Annotated in this window: 22 protein-coding genes; 18 read left to right on the top strand and 4 right to left on the bottom strand. The window is 50.5% G+C overall.

What is annotated here, in order from left to right:
• Positions 1–7 precede the first annotated feature (7 nt).
• Positions 8–478, bottom strand: coding sequence for a transcription elongation factor GreA (greA, locus tag QQL62_RS10830; protein WP_284378920.1), 471 nt, complete (start codon positions 476–478; stop codon positions 8–10).
• Between the two features lie 186 nt (positions 479–664).
• On the opposite strand from greA, the gene QQL62_RS10825 reads away from it, so the two are divergent.
• From QQL62_RS10825 to QQL62_RS10815, 3 genes are all read left to right on the top strand, one after another.
• Positions 665–2320 (top strand): electron transfer flavoprotein-ubiquinone oxidoreductase, encoded by a 1656-nt coding sequence (locus QQL62_RS10825; RefSeq protein ID WP_284378916.1) that lies wholly within the window; start codon positions 665–667, stop codon positions 2318–2320.
• 95 nt (positions 2321–2415) lie between these two features.
• Positions 2416–4104 (top strand): tetratricopeptide repeat protein, encoded by a 1689-nt coding sequence (locus QQL62_RS10820; protein ID WP_284378914.1) that lies wholly within the window; start codon positions 2416–2418, stop codon positions 4102–4104.
• Positions 4094–4927 carry a 4-(cytidine 5'-diphospho)-2-C-methyl-D-erythritol kinase gene (locus QQL62_RS10815; protein ID WP_284378913.1) on the top strand — a complete coding sequence of 278 codons (834 nt, stop codon included), beginning with the start codon at positions 4094–4096 and terminating at the stop codon, positions 4925–4927. The genes QQL62_RS10820 and QQL62_RS10815 overlap by 11 nt, the downstream gene beginning before the upstream one ends.
• Here the strand turns inward: QQL62_RS10815 and QQL62_RS10810 are convergent.
• Entirely contained in the window at positions 4924–5913 is a 990-nt protein-coding gene (locus QQL62_RS10810; RefSeq protein WP_284378911.1) for a polyprenyl synthetase family protein, read from the bottom strand. The two genes, QQL62_RS10815 and QQL62_RS10810, sit on opposite strands and share 4 nt — an antisense overlap.
• Positions 5914–5977: 64 nt before the next feature.
• Here QQL62_RS10810 and QQL62_RS10805 point away from each other — a divergent pair, with 64 nt between their 5' ends.
• From QQL62_RS10805 to QQL62_RS10795, 3 genes are all read left to right on the top strand, one after another.
• Positions 5978–6196, top strand: coding sequence for a putative signal transducing protein (locus QQL62_RS10805; RefSeq protein WP_284378908.1), 219 nt, complete (start codon positions 5978–5980; stop codon positions 6194–6196).
• On the top strand, positions 6193–6945 hold the full coding sequence (locus QQL62_RS10800; RefSeq protein WP_284378905.1) for a tRNA1(Val) (adenine(37)-N6)-methyltransferase: 753 nt from the start codon (positions 6193–6195) through the stop codon (positions 6943–6945). The genes QQL62_RS10805 and QQL62_RS10800 overlap by 4 nt, the downstream gene beginning before the upstream one ends.
• A gap of 153 nt (positions 6946–7098) precedes the next feature.
• Complete coding sequence (locus QQL62_RS10795; RefSeq protein WP_284378903.1) at positions 7099–7263, top strand: YdcH family protein; 165 nt, start codon at positions 7099–7101, stop codon at positions 7261–7263.
• A 24-nt stretch (positions 7264–7287) separates the two neighbouring features.
• On the opposite strand, the gene QQL62_RS10790 is transcribed toward QQL62_RS10795, so the two are convergent.
• Positions 7288–8124, bottom strand: a complete 837-nt coding sequence (locus QQL62_RS10790; protein WP_284378901.1) for an EAL domain-containing protein — start codon at positions 8122–8124, stop codon at positions 7288–7290.
• Between the two features lie 134 nt (positions 8125–8258).
• On the opposite strand from QQL62_RS10790, the gene QQL62_RS10785 reads away from it, so the two are divergent.
• Positions 8259–8822: a DNA-3-methyladenine glycosylase I gene (locus tag QQL62_RS10785; RefSeq protein ID WP_284378899.1), complete on the top strand. Its 564-nt coding sequence runs from the start codon at positions 8259–8261 to the stop codon at positions 8820–8822.
• Here QQL62_RS10785 and QQL62_RS10780 read toward each other — a convergent pair.
• Positions 8819–9712 carry a cytochrome c gene (locus QQL62_RS10780; RefSeq protein WP_284378897.1) on the bottom strand — a complete coding sequence of 298 codons (894 nt, stop codon included), beginning with the start codon at positions 9710–9712 and terminating at the stop codon, positions 8819–8821. The two genes, QQL62_RS10785 and QQL62_RS10780, sit on opposite strands and share 4 nt — an antisense overlap.
• Before the next feature lie 137 nt (positions 9713–9849).
• On the opposite strand from QQL62_RS10780, the gene QQL62_RS10775 reads away from it, so the two are divergent.
• The 11 genes from QQL62_RS10775 (at position 9850) to rpoB (ending at position 20266) form a co-directional block, all read left to right on the top strand.
• Positions 9850–10587 (top strand): DsbA family protein, encoded by a 738-nt coding sequence (locus tag QQL62_RS10775; protein ID WP_284378895.1) that lies wholly within the window; start codon positions 9850–9852, stop codon positions 10585–10587.
• Positions 10588–10678: 91 nt separating this feature from the next.
• Positions 10679–10867 (top strand): preprotein translocase subunit SecE, encoded by a 189-nt coding sequence (gene secE, locus QQL62_RS10770; RefSeq protein ID WP_284378892.1) that lies wholly within the window; start codon positions 10679–10681, stop codon positions 10865–10867.
• Positions 10868–11035: 168 nt separating this feature from the next.
• Complete coding sequence (gene nusG / locus QQL62_RS10765; protein ID WP_284378889.1) at positions 11036–11569, top strand: transcription termination/antitermination protein NusG; 534 nt, start codon at positions 11036–11038, stop codon at positions 11567–11569.
• A 103-nt stretch (positions 11570–11672) separates the two neighbouring features.
• Positions 11673–12101, top strand: a complete 429-nt coding sequence (gene rplK, locus QQL62_RS10760; RefSeq protein WP_284378887.1) for a 50S ribosomal protein L11 — start codon at positions 11673–11675, stop codon at positions 12099–12101.
• 4 nt (positions 12102–12105) lie between these two features.
• On the top strand, positions 12106–12804 hold the full coding sequence (rplA, locus tag QQL62_RS10755; protein ID WP_284378884.1) for a 50S ribosomal protein L1: 699 nt from the start codon (positions 12106–12108) through the stop codon (positions 12802–12804).
• Between the two features lie 115 nt (positions 12805–12919).
• Positions 12920–13510, top strand: coding sequence for a TetR/AcrR family transcriptional regulator (locus tag QQL62_RS10750; RefSeq protein WP_284378882.1), 591 nt, complete (start codon positions 12920–12922; stop codon positions 13508–13510).
• 88 nt (positions 13511–13598) lie between these two features.
• A complete protein-coding gene (locus tag QQL62_RS10745; RefSeq protein WP_284378880.1) occupies positions 13599–14273 on the top strand; it encodes a PspA/IM30 family protein in 675 nt (224 codons plus the stop codon).
• A 19-nt stretch (positions 14274–14292) separates the two neighbouring features.
• On the top strand, positions 14293–14571 hold the full coding sequence (locus QQL62_RS10740) for a hypothetical protein (protein ID WP_284378877.1): 279 nt from the start codon (positions 14293–14295) through the stop codon (positions 14569–14571).
• A 352-nt stretch (positions 14572–14923) separates the two neighbouring features.
• Positions 14924–15436, top strand: a complete 513-nt coding sequence (rplJ, locus tag QQL62_RS10735) for a 50S ribosomal protein L10 (RefSeq protein ID WP_284378876.1) — start codon at positions 14924–14926, stop codon at positions 15434–15436.
• Between the two features lie 74 nt (positions 15437–15510).
• Positions 15511–15888: a 50S ribosomal protein L7/L12 gene (rplL, locus tag QQL62_RS10730; protein WP_284378874.1), complete on the top strand. Its 378-nt coding sequence runs from the start codon at positions 15511–15513 to the stop codon at positions 15886–15888.
• A 241-nt stretch (positions 15889–16129) separates the two neighbouring features.
• Positions 16130–20266, top strand: a complete 4137-nt coding sequence (rpoB, locus tag QQL62_RS10725; protein ID WP_284378872.1) for a DNA-directed RNA polymerase subunit beta — start codon at positions 16130–16132, stop codon at positions 20264–20266.
• Positions 20267–20309: the final 43 nt, after the last annotated feature.

Here is a 20309-nt window from a genome sequence, read left to right as displayed (position 1 = left end):
TAGGGCGCTAGATGTATTGAACGGTCAGAATTTCGTAATCCTTAACGCCACCGGGGGTGCGAACCTCTACGCTGTCGCCTTCTTCTTTGCCGATCAAGGCGCGTGCAATAGGGGAATTGATATTCAATAGGTTCCGTTCAATATCGGCCTCTTGCTCACCAACGATCTGATATGTTTTCTCGGCATCGGTTTCCTCGTCAACCAATGTGACGGTAGCGCCAAATTTAACCGAGCCGGACATTTTTGTTACATCAATGACCTGTGCCTTGCCAATTAGGGCATCCAGTACTTTGATTCGGCCCTCGATGTGGCTTTGTTGCTCGCGCGCGGCGTGGTATTCAGCGTTTTCTGATAGATCTCCGTGTTCGCGGGCTTCGGCGATGGCGCGGATTACCGCGGGCCGATCAACGGATTTCAATTGTTTTAGTTCATCATCTGCGGCCTTAAAGCCTGCAGGAGTCATTGGAATTTTTTCCATAGGGGAAACTCTTTGCTACTCTTTTTAAGGGGCTAACATAAATTCACGAATTGTAACTGGCAAGGCATCAAATAAGTTGAGGAATATATTCGAATAACGACAAAAAACGTGGAGTTATCATTGTTTCGGTTTTAGATATCTGATTATTGTGCGTAAATTGTAAGATTGACGAGCTAGGAGGTTACCATGAGCCAGATCGAACGAGAATCAATGCCCTATGATGTAGTGATCGTTGGGGCGGGGCCAGCGGGGCTGTCTGCGGCGATCCGTTTAAAGCAAATGAATGCCGATTTGGATGTTGTTGTTCTGGAAAAAGGATCCGAGGTTGGTGCACATATCCTGTCTGGCGCGGTGTTGGATCCGGTAGGGCTGAACAAGCTGATCCCTGATTGGAAGGAAAAAGGCGCGCCGATTTCTGTGGCGGTGAAAGAGGATAATTTCCTTAAGCTCAGTGAAACTGGCGCGACGAAATTGCCCAATTTTGCCATGCCGCCGCTGATGAACAATCACGGAAACTATATCGTATCCATGGGTAATGTATGCCGTTGGTTGGCCGAACAAGCCGAGGGCATGGGCGTAGAAATTTTCCCAGGCATGGCCTGTTCCGAACTGGTTTTTGATGACAGTGGCGCGGTCAAGGGTGTGATTGCAGGGGAGTTTGGCAAAAACCCAGACGGCACCCCCAGCAGCAGCTACGAACCCGGTATGGAGTTGCATGGAAAATATATCTTCCTATCCGAAGGTGTGCGGGGGTCCCTGTCCAAGCAAGTGATTGCGAAGTATAATTTAGATGCAGAGTGCGACGTTCCCAAATTCGGTTTAGGGATGAAAGAGATTTGGGAAATAAAGCCTGAAAACCACAATGAAGGCGAGGTTACCCATACAATGGGATGGCCATTGGGGGATCAAGCAGGTGGCGGGTCTTTCTTGTACCACATTGATAACAATCAGGTTTATGTCGGATATATCGTTGATCTGAATTATAAGAACCCACATCTTTTCCCCTATATGGAATTCCAACGCTGGAAGCATCATCCAAAAATTGCCAAGGTACTAGAAGGCGGTAAACGCGTGGCATATGGTGCGCGTGCGGTGACTAAGGGCGGGTTGCAATCCATCCCTCAGGCCGCATTCCCAGGAGGCGCATTACTGGGTTGTTCTGCGGGGTTGGTGAACCTGCCGCGTATTAAGGGCAATCATAATGCAATGTTGTCGGGTATTGCCGCTGCAGAGGCTGCGGTAGCGGCTCTTGCTGATGGGCGCGCCAGTGATACATTATCCGCTTATGATGCGGAGTTGCGCAGCGGGCCGGTGGGCCAAGATTTGAAAACCGTGCGCAATGTAGCGCCCCTGAACAGCAAATTTGGACCCAAGCTGGGGATGATTTTGGGGGGCTTTGATATGTGGTGTCAGACGCTGCTGAAATTCAGCTTCTTTGGAACCGTAAGTCACGGGAAAACCGATGCTGAAAGCACCGGCAAGGCGGCGGATTATGCACCGATCGAATATCCTAAACCCGATGGCAAGCTTAGCTTTGATCGCCTGACCAACGTCAGCTTTTCGGCAACGAATCATGCTGAGGAACAGCCTTGCCATCTGCAATTGGCAGATCCGGAGCTGCCGATTTCTGTTAATTTGCCAGAATTCGCAGAACCTGCACAGCGGTATTGCCCAGCAGGGGTTTATGAGGTTATCCGCAATGACGATGGGTCGGATCCACGGTTTCAAATCAACGCGCAGAACTGTGTGCATTGCAAAACCTGTGACATCAAAGACCCATCTGGCAATATTACTTGGGCAACACCACAGGGCGGCGAAGGCCCCAATTACCCAAATATGTAGACCACACGGGCGATAACATTGTTGGTATATTTACGATTCTCGCGTTGTCTCAGGCAACGCGGGGCGCTACGTTTCCTGTAAATCGCGGGGTGCCTATGAATAAATTTTTGAAATCAACAATACTGACTTTGGCAATGATTGCTCCTGCGCAAATGCAAGCACAGGGCTTGGCCGGGGCATATCTATCTGGCTCATCCGCCAGCTATCGCAGCGATTACAAAGCGGCGCGCCATTACTTTACACTGGCCTTGCAGAAGGACCCCGACAATAGTTCCTTGGTGCAAAATGCCATGTTGGCGGCCTTGGGGATGGGCGAGTTAGATGCTGCATCTGAACTTGCTCGTCGCCTTGATGATCCAAATCATGTGAACCAGCTAAGGTCGTTGATCTTGCTGGCTGATGCCCTGCGTATGGAAGATTTTGAGCGGGCGGCGGTTGTTTTAGCGGATGCCAAAGAAGGGTTAACCCCGATTCTCAGCGACTTGATCGCTGGTTGGATAGAGCTGGGGCGCGGGAAAATGGGCGCGGCGATTGCGGCCTTTGATGCGATGGATACCCCAGAGACCCTGCGCTTGTTTGGCCAATATCATAAATCTTTGGCGTTGGCCGCGGTTGGGGATTTCGAAGAGGCGGATCGCTTGCTAACGGGCGATGAGCGGGGAAGTTTGCGTCTGTCACGTGGTAGCCTATTGGCACATACGCAGATTATGGCGGAGCTTGGGCGCAAGGACGAAGCGCTAGAGCTGTTGGATTCTGTGTTACGCGGGGGCCAAGACATAGAAATCGAAGCTTTGCGCGCCGCAATCGCTAATGACAGCTCGCACTACAATTATATCACCACCGCCCGCCAAGGTGCGGCCGAGGTGTTTCGGATGCTAGCGGGGGTACTGGCAGGGCCAGATAATCAACAATCCAACCTGTTGTATGTGCGCATTGCACAGGCTCTGCGCCCAGACAATGGCGAAACAACATTGTTGGTTGCGGATATTCTGCGCGCGCTAGAGCAAAACGAGCTGGCGATCGAGACCTACGCCACGGTGCCTATCGACAGCGCACATTATTTGGATGCAGAATTTGGCCGCGCCGATACATTGGTTCAATTGGGTAAAGGCGATGCGGCGGTCGAAGTTTTACGCAGCCTTACGCGCAGCCACGGCGATAATCCCCGCGTGCACATGACGCTGGGGGATATCCTGCGCGTCGCGGGCAAGTATAGCGCATCTCGGGCCGCCTATGACCAAGCGGTTAAGATGATTAAAGAACCCGCCCGCAATCACTGGTTTTTGTTCTACGCCTTGGGTGTTTGTAACGAGCGGTTGGATAATTGGCCCCGCGCCGAAATGAACTTTAACCGCGCGCTAGAGCTGGAGCCCAATCAACCAGATGTTCTCAATTATCTAGGGTATTCATTGGTTGAAAAGGGGCTGGATTTAGAGCGCGCACAACAATTGATCGAAGATGCGTTAAAAGCCCGTCCAAACAGCGGCGTAATCACCGATTCTCTGGGCTGGGTGCGCTATCGTTTGGGCAAGTTTGAAGCCGCGGTAGAGCCCATGGAAATGGCAGTAGAGCTGTTGCCTGACGACCCTGTGGTCAATGATCACCTTGGGGATGTCTATTGGAAGGTCGGGCATAAACGCAGGGCTGAATTCCAATGGCGTCGCGCTCTATCGTTTGAACCAGAGGCCAAGGACGAGAGCCGCATTCTCCTAAAGCTAGAGCTGGGTCTGGACGAAGTGTTAGACCGCGAAGCCAAAAAAGAAGTCCAAACCGGTGCACAATAAGCGGATCGCCCGCGCCAAGATAAACCTGAGCCTGCATGTGGTGGGTCAGCGTGAGGATGGCTATCATCTGTTGGACAGTATTGTGGCCTTTGCCGATTTTGGTGATGAGTTAACCTTTGCTCCCGCTGAAAAGCTTGACTTACGGATCAGCGGCCCGTTTGGTTCGGGGCTGTCTGATGGCAAGGATAATCTGATATTGCGCGCCGCACAGCGGCTGTCAACGGGGCAGGGTGCACAGATTGATCTGCTTAAAAATCTGCCTGTGGCGTCAGGGATCGGGGGGGGATCAGCAGATGCCGCCGCCACCCTGCTGGGCTGTGCTGAGCTGTGGCGGATGCCAAATAGTTTCGATTTTGCCCTGGATTTAGGGGCTGATGTCCCTATCTGTCTGCGTTCACAAACCCTACGAATGCAGGGGATCGGGGATGTGATTTCCCCTCTTTGGTGTTTGCCTGCCCTGCCAATGGTGCTGGTAAACTCAGGAGATGCGGTATCAACACCAGAAGTGTTTTCCCGCTTGCGCAGCAAAGAGAATGCACCACTTGGCAAGATGCCAAACGCGGAAATGACCATAGGCGCGGCAGTCGCGTGGATTGCACAGCAACGCAATGATTTAGAACAGGCCGCAACAGATATCGTGCCACGCATTGCCGATGTACTGGCAACGCTACATGGGAGCGGGGCAGAACTGGCGCGGATGTCTGGATCTGGGGCCAGTTGCTTTGGTTTGTATCCAAGTATCGATGCGGCGGAAATGGCCGCGATGGAAATATCAAAACGGCAACCTAATTGGTGGGTGCGTGCGGGGGTTCTGGGGGATTAAACCGCGCGGCTAACCACATAATCGGGCAATGCGATCAAGGTATCACGGATCTCGGATTGTGGCAGGACTTCCAGCGCAGATTTAGATTTTTCGGCCCAGAACGTGGCATCCGCACGGGTGGCATCGATTACGCCATATTTCGCGATAATCTCCAAGGCCTGTTCCAGATCACCGTCGCGCTGATCGCCTTTGGCGATTGTACGTTTCCAAAAGTCCAGCTCAGACGCATCGGATTGTGCCAGCGCCTTGATCAAGGGTAGGCTCATTTTCCGTTCGCGGAAATCATCGCCCACGTTTTTACCCATGGTGGCCGCATGGCCGGAATAATCCAGTAAATCATCCGCGATTTGAAAGCTGATTCCCAATGCATCGCCATAGCTTTCTAATGCCGAGACGATCTTTTCATCCGCACCAGCAATTACCCCGCCAACCTTGCAGGCCGCAGAGAATAGGGCGGCGGTTTTACCGCGCACAACCTTGATATAGGTATCCTCGGTTGTTGCCAGATCTTGGGCCACAGTTAGTTGCAGAACCTCGCCTTCGGCAATTGTGGCCGATGCATTGGCTAAAATATCCAAAACCCGCATATTGCCCGTTTCAACCATCAACTGGAAAGACCGCGAGAACAGATAGTCGCCAACCAAAACAGAAGATTGATTGTCCCACAATAGATTGGCGGTGGGGCGGCCACGGCGCTGTGCGCTTTCGTCTACGACATCATCATGTAGCAGGGTTGCAGTGTGGATAAATTCCACCGTCGCAGCCAAGTGGATGTGATAGGGTGATTCATTGTTGCACAAAGCAGCAGAGGCCAACGTCAACATGGGGCGCAATCTTTTTCCGCCGGCATTCACCAAATGGGCAGTGACCTCGGGGATGCGCGGTGCGTTTTCAGAGGCCATGCGCGCCTGGATCAATTCATTCACTGCGCCCATTTCATCAGCCAGAATTTGACCCAGCCGGTCATGTGGTTTCGGTGCAGACATTTTATCCCCTAACATATTCGTGTGGCCCCTCGACAGGCGATGCTTATCACGGTTAATTGGCAGTATGAAAGAACTACTTCGCACCAACGACCCGACTATTGTAACCTTTGTCACGGCTCTACTTAAGGCTGAAGATATAGAGTGCTTCGCATTGGACGTCCATATGAGCGTCCTTGAGGGGAGCATAGGCATAATGCCGCGCCGTTTGATGGTGGCGGATGCGCATTTGTTTATGGCCGAGGCGATTTTGCGCGACAATAATGTTGAAATGTCGCGTGTATGAATGACCCCGAGCATACGCGCGATGCATTCTTGGGTGGGGCGGTGCAGATAACACAGCCACGCCAAGGGTATCGTGCTGCGACAGATCCAGTTTATTTAGCGGCGGCCGTGCCTGCAAAGGCGGGTGATTGCATATTGGATGTTGGGTGTGGTGTTGGTGTGGCCAGCCTGTGTTTGGCGCACCGTGTGCCTGAGGCTAGAATCACTGGGCTAGAGTTACAGCCATCTTATGCGAAACTGGCCCAGGAAAATGGGCTTAGGGATGTGGTTATAGGGAATTTGGCCGCAATGCCTGATGGTCTGCGTGATACCAGCTTTGATCATGTGATGACAAACCCGCCGTTTTTCAGTGCCAGCGATCATTCCCTACCCGCGTCCAAGGGAAAAGCGATGGCGCATATGGAAAGTATGGATTTGGGGCGGTGGATATCGCTTAGCCTGCGGCGGCTAAAGCCTAAGGGGAGCTTTAGCATCATTCATCGGGCCGATCGGTTGGGCGAAATTCTAACTGCGTTGGAGAAAAGTTGTGGCGATATTCGGGTTTTACCTATTGCGCCGCGTAGTGGGCGTGCGGCCAAGAGGGTTTTGGTCAGAGCGCGGAAGGTCAGCCGCGCGAGATTACAGATTTTTGCGCCCTTTGTTGTGCATGAGGGTGCGGATCATGGCGTGGATGGAGATGATTATTCACAAGATGCGCAAGCGGTTCTGCGCCATGGAAAGAGTTTGCTAAGCAAATTAACAGATGCTTAAGCCTTGCGCGGTTTAGTGGATTGGTGCCACAGGAAGTTTTCAGCCCATTGAAACGTTTTTGTAAAAAACACGTGACAGAAACTGTGCTTTGTGGCCCACTGTTGCTAGGTGCGGTTTCGCGCTTAGGTAGTTATAGATAAAGAGGAGAATAAAATGACAGTGAGTTCCCATGTGACTGAGCTGAAGAAGAAACACGCCAACCTCTCTAGCCAAGTAGAAGCATCACAGCGAAATCCGGCCGCTGATACGCTGGAGCTTAGCAATCTAAAACGGGAAAAGCTGAAGCTGAAGGAAGAAATTAAACGATTATCAAGTTAAATATGGCGCCTTAGGGCGCCTTTTTTATGCATTTACGGCCTTGCGGTACATGGATTCTGTCCACTCTGGAATGATTTCGGGCATACCGATATGATAGCCTTGTAGGCAATCCACCCCTAACTTTTGCAGATACTTGAGCTCTTCCTCGGTTTCTACGTGTTCAGCAACGGTGAACATATCAAACTGTTTAGAAATGAGAATCAATGCCTCGGTCAGCACCTGATTGTCAGGATCTTGGTCAATATTGCGAATGAACTGTCCATCAATTTTCACTATGTCAAATTGGAAATCCTTGAAGAACCGAAATGCGGTGTAACCAGCACCGAAATCATCAAGCGCAAAAGATATCCCATAGCGATGCAGATCGGCCATAAAGCTGGTGACCAATTCTGGTACCGCCATGGCGCTGGATTCGGTGACCTCTAGGATCAGGCGCTCGGCGACTGTTTTATCGGCCTCCATGCCTTGGTGCAGGGTTTGGATCCATTTTGGATAGCCTATACTGCGGGCCGACATATTTATGGATAGGCGCAGGGTTGGTTCCTCGGCGAGGGCGCGCAGGCCTAATTCTAGGGCGTGGCAATCCAATATTCGCCCCAGTTCCATTGTTTCGACAACGGGCATGAAATCCTTGGCCGCGACCACCTGTTGCATGCCATCCAATACCCGCACCAAACCTTCGTAGAAGGCAGGTTTTTCTGGATGTTTGGCATGAACCACGGGCTGATAGGCCAACATGACATGTTTGTTTTTAATCGCCCTACGGACAGTTTCCAGTATAGGTTCGTTATCTTTGCTGGCCGCATATTCCAGCGGGTCTGCGGGGGCGGTAGGGATTTCGAACAAGTCAGGGGTTCTCACGCGACAGTCTCCGTTAGTTGGTTACACAGAATTTAGAACTGTTCTCCTAAGAGCGTATTAACTGTTCTCATTTTGTTCAAATTTGTATAAAGGTGTAATGATATGTGTAGAGAGCTAGTTTATAAGGATATTTCATGACACAAGGATGTACATGGTATGGTGAAGATCCAATTTATATAAAATACCACGATCATGAATGGGGCGTGCCGGAATATGATGGGCGCGCGCTGTGGGAAAAACTGGTTCTAGATGGATTTCAGGCGGGGCTTAGCTGGATAACGATTCTTAAAAAGCGTGACGCGTTCCGCACGGCATTCGCTGGCTTTGATCCGGTGAAGGTCGCCGCCTTTGGCGACGATGATGTGGAACGTTTGTTGCAGGATGCAGGGATCGTGCGCCACCGCGGAAAAATTAATGCGGCGATCAAGGGAGCGCAGGCCTATCTACAGATTGAACAAGAGATCGGGTTCTCCAAATATTGCTGGGATTTTGTTGGCGGTGCGCCGATCCAGAATAATTTCACATCCTTGGATCAGGTGCCAACTTCAACCCCGCTGTCCACCGCATTCTCTAAGGATTTGAAAAAACGCGGATTTAACTTTTGTGGGCCCACGATCGTCTATGCATGGATGGAGGCCTGTGGTATGGTGAATGATCATATGGTCGGCTGTCCCCAGCATAAGGCTGTTCAGGATTAGTCCCCAGAGATGGCATCGATATGCAGCAGATAGGCCGCGATAGCGGTGCGATCGGATGCGGGTAGCAGGGCCATGTTCTCCTGAACCGATACCATTGATCCCCCTACTACATCAAATTCTGGAGTGAAGCCTGTTGCTAGGTATTCTGCTATTTCCTCGGCTGACCATGTCAGGGCGTGGGGTGTGATATTCGGAATGCGTCCTGGACCATCGGGATTTTGGCCGCCTGCCAGCCACTTACCCATCAGCAATCCGCCAAGTGGATTACGCGGCGTATGGCATTCTGCACAATGCCCCGCACCCTCTACCAAATATTGTCCGCGCGCCAAAATTGGATCATCAGGGATTTCTGCCACAAACCCATCGCGCATGAACAACAGCTTCCACCCGCCCATCGCGCGGCGAATGTTGAACGGAAAGCCAACTTGATGTGGCGCGCTGGGCACGGATGATTTTGGAAGGTTTTGCAAATAGCTGTGCAGGTCTACGATATCTTGTGGGCTCATTCGCGTATAGGATGTATAGGGAAAGGCCGGATAATAATGCGCCCCATCTGGTGACACCCCGCGTTGCATGGCATTGGCCAGATCCATCACCGACCAGCCACCGATACCCTCATCACTGGGAGAGATATTTGGGGCGATAAAGGTTCCAAAGGCGGTTTCAAAGTGGATGCCGCCGCTGAGGATCATCTTGTCGTTGCCCTTGGCCTTATGGGCTGCATGACAAGAAGAGCATCCAGATGCGGCAAATACCAATGCGCCATTTTCGAGGTTTGGGGTTGCTTGGTCAAATGGGGCGGGATCTAGAAATTTGGGTGCTGTTAGGACCCATGCGGCTAAAACGCTTAGCACCACAAAAATCAACAGCGATTTTGCAAATTTTCTCATATCTAGTCCCTGGATTGAACAGCTGTTGGGATTTAGACTACATGATTTTTGTGAACTCACAATATTGTGTTATGATTTTGGGGTTTTGTTTGCATTAGCTGTGCCGTAAGGTTTGATAAACTTGCTAGGAAAAGTTCATGTTATTACCCATTAAGCTGTCTTTGTTCGCCCCAACCGCGCTGATGGCATTGCTGGCGGTTCAGCCGGTGAAGGCTGAGATGACTTCGGAAGAGGTCAAGAAGTTGGCGCTAGAAGCGATCATGGAAAATCCACAGATCATCATGGATGCAGTGGCGCTATTGCGTGAGCAAGAGGCCGCCGAGACCGAGGCCGCACAGGCACAGGCAATGCTGGATAACAAGGAATTGCTGACACAGGATGCAAATGCACCGGTGCTGGGCAACCCTGATGGGGATGTAACCATTGTGGAATTTTTCGACTATAACTGCGGTTATTGTAAACGCGCTGTGCCAGCCCTACAGGCGTTATTGGACGAAGACCCCAATATCCGCCTTGTGTACCGCGAATTCCCGATCCTGTCCGAGGGATCCGTTGTCGCGGCGCGGGCCTCTTTGGCTGCACGCAAGCAGGGGAAGTATGATGATTTCCACTGGGCGTTGATGGCGGCTCGGTCATTGGATCAGGCATCTGTGATGCAGATTGCTGAACAGGTTGGTTTGGATGTGGAACAGCTGGCTGTGGATATGCAGGCAGACGAGATTGACGAACATTTGGCCACCAGCCGAGAGCTGGCAGCTGCGATGCAATTTTCTGGTACGCCATCCTTCGTTATCGGTGATAGCATTGTGCCGGGGTTTGTCCCGAAAGAGGCAATGGAAGAGATGATCGCAGAAGCGCGCGCCGCGACACAGTAATTTATGGCGATTGTCGGAAATCAGTCTCTATTGCTTGAATTCCCAGCCGCGCCGCTGTAACACAGCCCTTGATCAAGTAAAGGAATACCTTATGGCGAGTATTAATCCCCTGCAGTTTGCACAGCAAGTGCGCGCAGAAGTGTCCAAAGTTGTTTGGCCGACGCGTCGGGAAACAGTGATTACCACAATTATGGTTTTCATCATGGCAACGATCGTGGCGATCTTTTTCACATTGGTGGATTTGATTATTAAGGCTGGATTGTCAGGAATTATTGGCTAAAGCCCTTGAAAACATTGGTTTTCAACGGTATCAGCCCGTATCAATTGGTGAATGGCGTGCGACGATTCGGTATGCGCGCCGTTTTCTTATCAGTTTAGCATCGATTAAGGTGCTGATTTTAAAGATTTTCTGGGCGGGTTTTCTGCTCGAGTAAAGGCGCAACGTAGCATGGCAAAACGGTGGTATTCAGTAAGTGTTCTTTCGAATTTCGAAAAGAAGGTTGCTGAGCTGATCAATGAAGCGGTTATCCAAGAAGGCTTGGAAGACGAAATCGAACAGGTTTTGGTGCCTACCGAAGAGGTGATCGAAGTGCGCCGCGGTAAAAAGGTAACGGCCGAGCGTCGCTTTATGCCTGGCTATTTGTTGGTGCGCATGGAAATGACCGAGCGCGGATACCACCTGATTTGCAATATCAACCGCGTCACTGGGTTTTTGGGCCAGCCCGGCAAGCCCAGCCCGATGCGTGACAAAGAGGTTGCCTTTATCCTGAATCAAGTTGAAGAGGGTGCCGAGAACCCACGCAACCTGATCACATTCGATATTGGCGAACAAGTGAACGTAACTGACGGCCCATTCGAGGGCTTCGCCGGCATGGTCGAAGAGGTGGATCAAGAGAATTCACGCCTGAAAGTGACCGTATCAATTTTCGGACGGGCAACGCCTGTTGAATTAGAATTCACGCAGGTTAATAAACAAACCTAAGTGACGACTTCGTGGGAGGCGCGCGCCACGCGTGGCGCAGACCAGACCACGACCAAACAGCCCCGCGGCACGCGGTCTTGGGGCGGATAAAAAGGAGGCCATTATGGCTAAAAAAGTAGCTGGCACAATGAAACTGCAGATCCCTGCAGGCGCTGCCAACCCCTCACCACCCGTAGGCCCAGCATTGGGTCAACGCGGCATCAACATCATGGAATTCTGTAAGGCGTTCAACGCTAAAACACAGGAATTGGATAACGGTGCGCCTTGCCCGACAGTTATCACATATTATGCTGATAAATCTTTCACTATGGATATCAAAACGCCACCTGCGTCTTATTTCCTAAAGAAAGCTGCCAAATTGAAATCTGGCGCCAAAGAGCCTAGCCGCGAAATCGTTGGTTCGGTTACTGAGAAGCAAATCCAAGAAATCGCAGAAGCGAAAATGAAGGATTTGAATGCGAACGACATCGAAGCGGCTAAATTGATCATCAAAGGATCAGCACGTTCGATGGGTATCGAGGTGAAAGGTTAAGACTATGGCGAAACTAGGTAAAAGAACCACTGCTGCTAAGGCGGCATTTGAAGGCCAAGCAAACCTGTCCATCGCGGATGCGGTTGCCTTGATCAAAGCTAATGCGAATGCAAAATTCGATGAAACCATCGATGTTGCGGTAAACTTGGGTGTTGACCCGCGTCACGCTGACCAAATGGTACGCGGTGTTGTTTCCTTGCCAAATGGCACAGGTAAAACAATGCGCGTTGCTGTTTTTGCACGTGATGCGAAAGCTGACGAAGCGAAGGCCGCGGGTGCAGACATCGTTGGTGCAGAAGACCTGATGGAAACCGTTCAGGGCGGCACAATCGATTTCGATCGTTGTATCGCAACACCTGACATGATGCCGGTTGTTGGTCGCTTGGGTAAAGTACTTGGCCCACGTAACCTGATGCCAAACCCCAAGGTTGGTACCGTGACTATGGATGTGAAAGCAGCCGTAGAAGCAGCCAAAGGCGGTGAAGTTCAGTTTAAGGTAGAAAAAGCCGGTGTTGTACATGCTGGTTTGGGCAAGGCATCTTTCTCTGCTGAGAAATTGGCCGAGAACGTGCAAGCATTTGTAACTGCCGTACAAAAAGCACGCCCAGAAGGTGCTAAAGGTACATATGTTAAGAAAATCGTCCTAAGCTCTACAATGGGCCCTGGAGTTACGCTTGACGTTGACGCCGCGATTGCTGGCTAAGGTATCGTAAATACAGATTTGAAAAGGCCCTCGCAGAAGCGGGGGCCTTTTTTGGTTTGGGGTTTTTCTTATCTGTATTTCGTGTTACGAACGCCGTTCATAGAGGGGATCTCAAATGAATATACGTGAAGAACGGCGCAGGGTTCTCAGGGAGAAACTCATTGATATTGCTGAGGCAAAGATCGCAGCCGATGGGCTGGCATCTGTTTCTGCGCGCTACTTAAGTGGCGAAGCTGGATGTGCATTGGGGGCCATATATAACATCTTCGATGACCTGAATGAGTTGTTCCTAGCGGTTAACTTGCGAGGGTTTCAGAGAATGGCCGAATATGTGCAGGGTGCGGTGGATGTCCATGCGGGTGGATGCGAGCAACTGAATGTTATGGGACAGGCCTATCTGCAGTACGCACTGGATAATACGCAATCATGGCGCGCTCTATTCGAGGTAGATTTACCTGAGGGGCAGGATATTCCCGAATACTACCAAGCCAGCCTTCTAGGTTTGCTGTCGTTCATTAAGGATCCGGTTCGGCTGATTTACCCCTGCCGCGCGGATGAAGAGATTGCCCTGATCGCCAACACTATATTTTCTAGCATTCACGGAATTGTTCAGCTTGGTGTACAGCGGCGCGTTTCGGTTCTGGATCAAGAGCATCTGGTTCAAATGATTTCATTTATCACGTTTCAATTGCGTGACGCTGCGTAAATCTGAACGATGTTCATTTTTGTGATTGAACATCGTTCATGTTTGCTCTACACAGTCCATATGAACGTTGTTCAATATGGAGATTGTAATGTTAGAAATATTAAAAACCTTGATTTCTGGTGCCAATGCGCAGGCCCAAGGCCATTTGGAAAGTAAATACTCGATAGAGTTGATCAATCAAAAGATCCGAGAGTCTGAGGCAGAGTTGAATGCGGCCAAGTCAACATTGGTTACGTTAATTCAGCGTCAAAGAATCGAGCAAAAGCAATGCGACACAGTAAAAAATCGCAAACAAAGCCTAGAGGTGCGCGCAAAGGATGCCTTGATGTTAGGTCGCGAGGATTTGGCAGCGGAAGCCGCAAAGGGTATTGCGGATCTGGAGAATGAGTTGTCAGTTCGCCAAGAAACGGCATCGCGGGTTTCTGGACGAATAGAGCGTTTGCGAACCTCCTTGGATACTATGGCGCGCCGCCTTGTGGATCTAAAGCAAGGCGAAATTGCTGCGCGTGCTTATCGGAACGAAGCAGATGCGCAGCGCGGTTTGAATAAGGTCTTGGGTGGTAGCAACAGCTTTGCTGATGCCGAAGTCCTAATTGGCAAGGTGCTAGACGAAACCGATCCTTTCGAGCAGGCAGAAATACTTGAGAAAATAAACTCTGATCTGACCACCGGTGGGATCGAGTCGCGCCTCGAGGCTGCGGGTATTGGCGACAGCGGCAAAGTAACCGCGTCAGAGGTATTGGCGCGTTTGAAATCTAATTGAAAATTGAAGGGATAGAAAAATGAATTCTACAACAAACCAAACATTGATTATCGGATTGAATGCAGTCGGCGTAATCGCCGCATATGTTCTGTTGGGTGCATCTTTGTACTTATCTACGGATGTGCCACTTGCCACCAAGGGCTATTGGGGGATGGCAATCCTATTGTTGACCATTAGCCTGATCAACGTGGTTAAGTACCGTTTTGATAGCATAGCAATGGAGGATCGTATCAATCAGTTAGAGGCTGCTAAGAACGAGAAAATCCTTGCGGGCTTTGTGAATGAGGTTGATAAATAATCCGGTGACCTATCGGGGGTGTGGTCTCGGATGCGACGATTTTTAGGGTTGCTGGTATTTGAATTCAAATCTGGTTTCGTAAATCCCCATTAACCCCTTCACAACCCACGGTTTCCCCCCTATACAACCCTCACGACAAAGGGTGCGCGATTCGCGTGCCCTTTTCGTACTGTCCAAGATGGTGGGTGTTGCTACAAACAACATAATTCCTGCCTGAGATGGGAACCGAGTATTTCGCCTTCGGGTGGTTTTGCGCGGGGACCGTAATGAGGACCCTAACTGCTGGCCCTGTACCTATGGGTTGGTGAAAATGAGCCGGGGGGCGCAAGTCCCCTAATTTTGGAGAAACACTGTGGATAGAGCCCAAAAAGAAGCCCTGGTCGATGAACTAGGCCAAATCTTCACGGACTCTGGTGTTGTTGTAGTATCTCACTACGCCGGCATTACAGTTGCAGAAATGCAAGACTTCCGCGCGCGCATGCGTGAAGCGGGTGGTTTTGTACGTGTTGCCAAAAACAAGCTCGCCAAAATCGCTCTTGAAGGCAAGCCATGCGAAAGCATTTCAGGCATGTTGGATGGAATGACTGTTCTTTCTTACTCAGAAGATCCGGTTGCCGCTGCGAAAGTAACGGAAGCCTATGCCAAAGATAACGAAAAGCTCGTTATCCTTGGGGGTGCTATGGGTGAGAATGCATTGGACCGCGCTGGTGTTAAGACCGTTGCTGCCATGCCATCTCGCGAGGAGCTTATCAGCTCTATCGTTGGATGTATTGGTGCTCCTGCCTCTAACATCGCTGGTGCAATTGGCGCGCCTGCTTCGAATATCGCATCCCTTGTGGAAGCGGTCGAAGAGAAAGCTGCATAAAGCAAACGTAATATCGGTGTCGTGATTGCGGCATCACTGGAAACAGAACTAAAAACTGAACTGGAACATATCAAATGGCTGATATTAAAAAACTTGCAGAAGAAATCGTAGGTCTTACGCTTTTGGAAGCTCAAGAACTGAAAACATTGCTTAAAGACGAGTATGGCATCGAGCCAGCTGCTGGCGGCGCTGTTGTAATGGCTGCTGGTGGCGACGCTGGTGGTGCTGCTGCAGAAGAGAAAGACGAATTCGACGTAATTCTGAAATCTGCAGGCGCTAAAAAGATCAACGTGATCAAAGAAGTTCGCGCGATCACAGGTCTTGGCCTGAAAGAAGCTAAAGAGTTGGTAGACGCTGGCGGCAAAGCCGTTAAAGAAGGCGCTTCAAAAGCTGAAGCTGAAGAAATCAAAACCAAGCTTGAAGAAGCTGGTGCTGAGATCGAACTGAAGTAATTCAGCGGGCGGTAACGCCCAGATTTTTAGGCTGGCCCTGCGCAAGTGGGGTCAGCCGAACCTGTCTTTTCAGGGGCCTCTTGCGATATCATCAAAGGAGACCCCTTAAAAGACACGGTTCATTCGGGAGCGATGGGTGGCACCATGGCAAGAATAGGATGAACAGTGGCTCATGTGGCCAAATTGTATGCGATGCCCGCGCAATACAAGGAGGTGGACATTAGAAAAGGTGAAGACGAGCATGGCTCAGACGCATTCAGGTATTAAGCGTATCCGCAAGTATTATGGTAAAATCCGTGAAGTATTGGATATACCAAATTTGATTCAGGTTCAGAAAAGCTCTTATGATCTGTTTTTGAAATCTGGTGATCAAGCCGAGCCGTTAGACGGCGAAGGTATCAATGCAGTATTTCAATCTGTATTCCCCATTAAGGATTTCAACGAAACAGCTGTGCTGGAGTATGTGAAATATGACCTAGAGAAGCCCAAGTACGACGTTGAAGAGTGTATGCAACGCGACATGACCTATGCGGCACCTCTAAAGGTTACTTTGCGTTTGATCGTGTTTGATGTGGACGAAGATACAGGCGCGCGTTCTGTAAAAGACATCAAAGAACAAGATGTGTTTATGGGTGACCTGCCTTTGATGACCCCAAATGGTACCTTTGTGGTAAACGGTACCGAGCGCGTTATCGTATCTCAAATGCACCGCTCGCCTGGTGTGTTCTTTGATCATGATCGCGGTAAAACGCATTCATCGGGCAAATTGTTGTTCGCATCACGGATCATTCCATATCGTGGCTCTTGGTTGGATTTTGAATTCGACGCCAAGGATGTGGTTCATGCACGTATTGACCGTCGTCGTAAATTGCCAGTTACGACACTGTTGTATGCGTTGGGTCTGGATCAAGAAGGTATTTGCGATGCCTATTATGATACGGTGAACTACAGCTTCGATAAGAAGAAAAATTCATGGAAAACCAAATTCTTCCCAGAGCGCGTGCGTGGCACAAAGCCAGTAGAAGATATTGTGGATGCAAAAACGGGCGATATTATTGCAGAAGCAGGTAAAAAGGTAACCCCACGTACGGTTAAGAAGCTAATCGAAGAAGGCACCGTTACCGATGTATTGGTTCCATTCGAAGGCATCTTGGGCCGTTATGTAGCCAAAGATATCATCAACGAAGAAACCGGCGAAATTTATGTAGAAGCTGGCGACGAGCTGACTGTTGAATATGACAAGAACGACGAGATTTCCGGCGGCACCATCCCAGCATTGCTTGCGGCTGGTGTGACCGAGGTTCCGACGCTTGACATCGATAACGTGAATGTTGGCCCCTATATTCGCAACACAATGGCGATTGATAAAAACCTGGGCCGCGATACGGCCCTGATGGATATCTACCGTGTGATGCGCCCGGGCGAGCCGCCGACCGTTGATGCGGCGTCTGCCCTGTTTGATACATTGTTCTTCGATTCAGAGCGCTATGATCTGTCTGCCGTTGGCCGTGTGAAAATGAACATGCGTCTGCAACTAGATGCCGAAGATACACAGCGTACCCTGCGCAAAGAAGATATCATCGCCGTCATTAAGGCCTTGGTTGATCTGCGCGATGGTAAGGGCGATGTGGATGATATCGACCACCTTGGTAACCGTCGTGTTCGCTCGGTTGGTGAGTTGATGGAAAACCAATACCGCGTAGGTTTGTTGCGCATGGAACGCGCGATCAAAGAGCGTATGTCGTCGGTAGAAATCGACAACATCATGCCACAAGATTTGATCAATGCAAAACCAGCTGCTGCTGCGGTACGTGAATTCTTTGGCTCTAGCCAGCTGTCACAGTTCATGGACCAAACCAACCCCTTGTCAGAGGTCACGCACAAGCGTCGCCTATCTGCGCTTGGGCCAGGTGGTTTGACCCGCGAACGCGCTGGTTTTGAGGTGCGCGATGTGCATCCAACACACTATGGTCGTATGTGCCCGATTGAAACACCCGAGGGGCCAAACATTGGTTTGATCAACTCTTTGGCAACATTCGCACGTGTGAACAAATATGGCTTCATCGAAACACCCTATCGTCGTGTAGATGACGGCAAGGTAACGGATGATGTTCAATACATGTCCGCAACCGAAGAAATGCGCTACACGGTAGCGCAGGCAAACGCGACATTGGATGCCGCTGGTAAGTTCGAGAATGAATTGGTGTCTACCCGTCAGGGCGGCGAGTTCATGTTGAACCAACCAGACAACATTGATTACATCGACGTTAGCCCGAAACAGCTGGTGTCTGTTGGTGCCTCTTTGATCCCATTCTTGGAAAACGACGATGCTAACCGCGCGCTAATGGGTGCCAACATGCAACGTCAGGCCGTTCCATTGCTAAAGGCTGATGCGCCTTTCGTAGGAACGGGTATCGAGGAAATCGTAGCACGGGATTCAGGCGCGGCCTTTACCGCGCGCCGCGGTGGTATCATCGACCAAGTCGACGCCATGCGTATCGTTATTCGGGTAACGGATGAAATGGAGGCAGGCGACCCCGGTGTTGATATTTACCGTCTGCGCAAATTCCAGCGTTCTAACCAAAATACATGTATCAACCAGCGCCCCTTGGTGAAGGTTGGCGATCGTGTATCTGCTAACGAAGTGATTGCCGATGGCCCCTCTACCGATATTGGTGAATTGGCGCTTGGTAAAAACGTGTTGGTGGCCTTTATGCCATGGAATGGGTACAACTACGAAGACAGTATCCTGATTTCAGAACGCATTGTTAAAGACGATGTATTCACATCCGTACACATCGAAGAATTCGAAGTAGCGGCTCGTGATACCAAGCTTGGCCCAGAGGAAATCACCCGCGATATTCCAAACGTTGGCGAGGAAGCTCTGCGTAATTTGGATGAGGCTGGTATCGTGTATATCGGTTCCGAGGTTGGCCCTGCGGATATTCTGGTTGGTAAAATCACCCCCAAAGGTGAAAGCCCGATGACCCCAGAAGAGAAGCTATTGCGCGCCATCTTTGGTGAGAAAGCATCCGATGTGCGTGACACATCCTTGCGTTTGCCACCGGGGGATTATGGTACTGTTGTAGAGGTTCGCGTTTTCAACCGTCATGGTATTGAGAAAGACGAGCGTGCGCTACAGATCGAGCGCGAAGAGGTGGAAACACTGGCCCGTGACCGTGATGACGAAGTCGCAATTCTGGATCGCAACACCTATGCCCGCCTAAAGGCTGTATTGTTGGGTAAAACAGCAGTTAAGGGCCCCAAAGGGGTAAAAGCTGGATCAACCATTGACGAAGAAATGTTAAACGCATTGTCTCGTGGCCAGTGGTGGCAGTTGGCATTGGAAGACGAAACTGATGCCGCAGGCGTTGAGGCGTTGAACAAGCAATACGATATCCAAAAAGGCGCGCTAGATGCCCGTTTTGAGGACAAAGTAGAGAAGGTTCGCCGTGGCGATGATCTGCCTCCGGGTGTGATGAAAATGGTCAAAGTGTTTATCGCCGTGAAGCGCAAGCTACAACCGGGTGATAAAATGGCTGGTCGTCACGGAAACAAAGGTGTTATTTCCAAGGTTGTTCCAATCGAAGATATGCCATTCTTGGCTGATGGTACGCATGTTGATGTGTGTTTGAACCCACTGGGTGTGCCTTCGCGGATGAACGTTGGTCAGATCCTTGAAACCCACATGGGTTGGGCATCTCGTAACCTTGGGAAATCCATCGAGCGTTCCTTGGCTGAATATCGCCGCTCTGGTGATATGACCCCTGTTAAGGATGCGATGCGCACGGCCTACGGCGATGATCTATACGCAGAAATCATGGAAGACATGGATCAGGATCACTTCCTAGAGGCCGCGGGCAACGTGACCGAAGGTGTGCCAATCGCGACCCCTGTTTTTGATGGTGCGAAAGAAGCTGATGTAAACGACATGCTGATGCGTGCTGGTTTGGATACATCTGGTCAATCTGTCTTGTTTGATGGACGCACAGGCGAGCAATTCGCGCGCCCAGTGACCGTTGGTGTGAAATACATCCTGAAACTTCATCACTTGGTGGATGATAAAATCCACGCCCGTTCAACGGGACCATACTCTCTGGTGACCCAGCAACCTCTGGGCGGTAAAGCTCAGTTCGGTGGTCAGCGCTTCGGTGAGATGGAAGTTTGGGCACTAGAAGCATACGGCGCGGCATATACGCTGCAAGAGATGCTGACAGTGAAATCAGACGACGTTGCGGGACGTACCAAAGTGTATGAAAGCATTGTTAAGGGCGACGATAACTTTGAAGCAGGTGTTCCAGAAAGCTTCAACGTTTTGGTCAAAGAAATCCGTTCACTGGGCCTAAACGTCCAGTTGCTGGATGCGGAGAGCGAGTAAGCCTCCGGGCTTACTCATTAGGAAATCGAGATTAGGATCTAAA

The sequence above is a fragment of the Amylibacter marinus genome, assembly GCF_030160015.1.
Taxonomy (GTDB): domain Bacteria; phylum Pseudomonadota; class Alphaproteobacteria; order Rhodobacterales; family Rhodobacteraceae; genus Amylibacter; species Amylibacter marinus.
This window is presented reverse-complemented; position numbering and strand designations above follow the sequence as displayed.

Bases quoted from the DNA above. Each gene is read 5' to 3' on its own strand.
- QQL62_RS10750 (WP_284378882.1), top strand. From the start codon at position 12,920: ATGAATATACGTGAAGAACGGCGCAGGGTTCTCAGGGAGAAACTCATT.
- QQL62_RS10795 (WP_284378903.1), top strand. From the start codon at position 7,099: ATGACAGTGAGTTCCCATGTGACTGAGCTGAAGAAGAAACACGCCAAC.
- QQL62_RS10745 (WP_284378880.1), top strand. From the start codon at position 13,599: ATGTTAGAAATATTAAAAACCTTGATTTCTGGTGCCAATGCGCAGGCC.
- QQL62_RS10825 (WP_284378916.1), top strand. From the start codon at position 665: ATGAGCCAGATCGAACGAGAATCAATGCCCTATGATGTAGTGATCGTT.
- rpoB (WP_284378872.1), top strand. From the start codon at position 16,130: ATGGCTCAGACGCATTCAGGTATTAAGCGTATCCGCAAGTATTATGGT.
- rplL (WP_284378874.1), top strand. From the start codon at position 15,511: ATGGCTGATATTAAAAAACTTGCAGAAGAAATCGTAGGTCTTACGCTT.
- QQL62_RS10810 (WP_284378911.1), bottom strand. From the start codon at position 5,913: ATGTCTGCACCGAAACCACATGACCGGCTGGGTCAAATTCTGGCTGAT.
- QQL62_RS10775 (WP_284378895.1), top strand. From the start codon at position 9,850: ATGTTATTACCCATTAAGCTGTCTTTGTTCGCCCCAACCGCGCTGATG.
- QQL62_RS10780 (WP_284378897.1), bottom strand. From the start codon at position 9,712: ATGAGAAAATTTGCAAAATCGCTGTTGATTTTTGTGGTGCTAAGCGTT.
- secE (WP_284378892.1), top strand. From the start codon at position 10,679: ATGGCGAGTATTAATCCCCTGCAGTTTGCACAGCAAGTGCGCGCAGAA.
- rplK (WP_284378887.1), top strand. From the start codon at position 11,673: ATGGCTAAAAAAGTAGCTGGCACAATGAAACTGCAGATCCCTGCAGGC.
- QQL62_RS10785 (WP_284378899.1), top strand. From the start codon at position 8,259: ATGACACAAGGATGTACATGGTATGGTGAAGATCCAATTTATATAAAA.
- QQL62_RS10805 (WP_284378908.1), top strand. From the start codon at position 5,978: ATGAAAGAACTACTTCGCACCAACGACCCGACTATTGTAACCTTTGTC.
- nusG (WP_284378889.1), top strand. From the start codon at position 11,036: ATGGCAAAACGGTGGTATTCAGTAAGTGTTCTTTCGAATTTCGAAAAG.
- QQL62_RS10800 (WP_284378905.1), top strand. From the start codon at position 6,193: ATGAATGACCCCGAGCATACGCGCGATGCATTCTTGGGTGGGGCGGTG.
- rplA (WP_284378884.1), top strand. From the start codon at position 12,106: ATGGCGAAACTAGGTAAAAGAACCACTGCTGCTAAGGCGGCATTTGAA.
- QQL62_RS10740 (WP_284378877.1), top strand. From the start codon at position 14,293: ATGAATTCTACAACAAACCAAACATTGATTATCGGATTGAATGCAGTC.
- greA (WP_284378920.1), bottom strand. From the start codon at position 478: ATGGAAAAAATTCCAATGACTCCTGCAGGCTTTAAGGCCGCAGATGAT.
- QQL62_RS10820 (WP_284378914.1), top strand. From the start codon at position 2,416: ATGAATAAATTTTTGAAATCAACAATACTGACTTTGGCAATGATTGCT.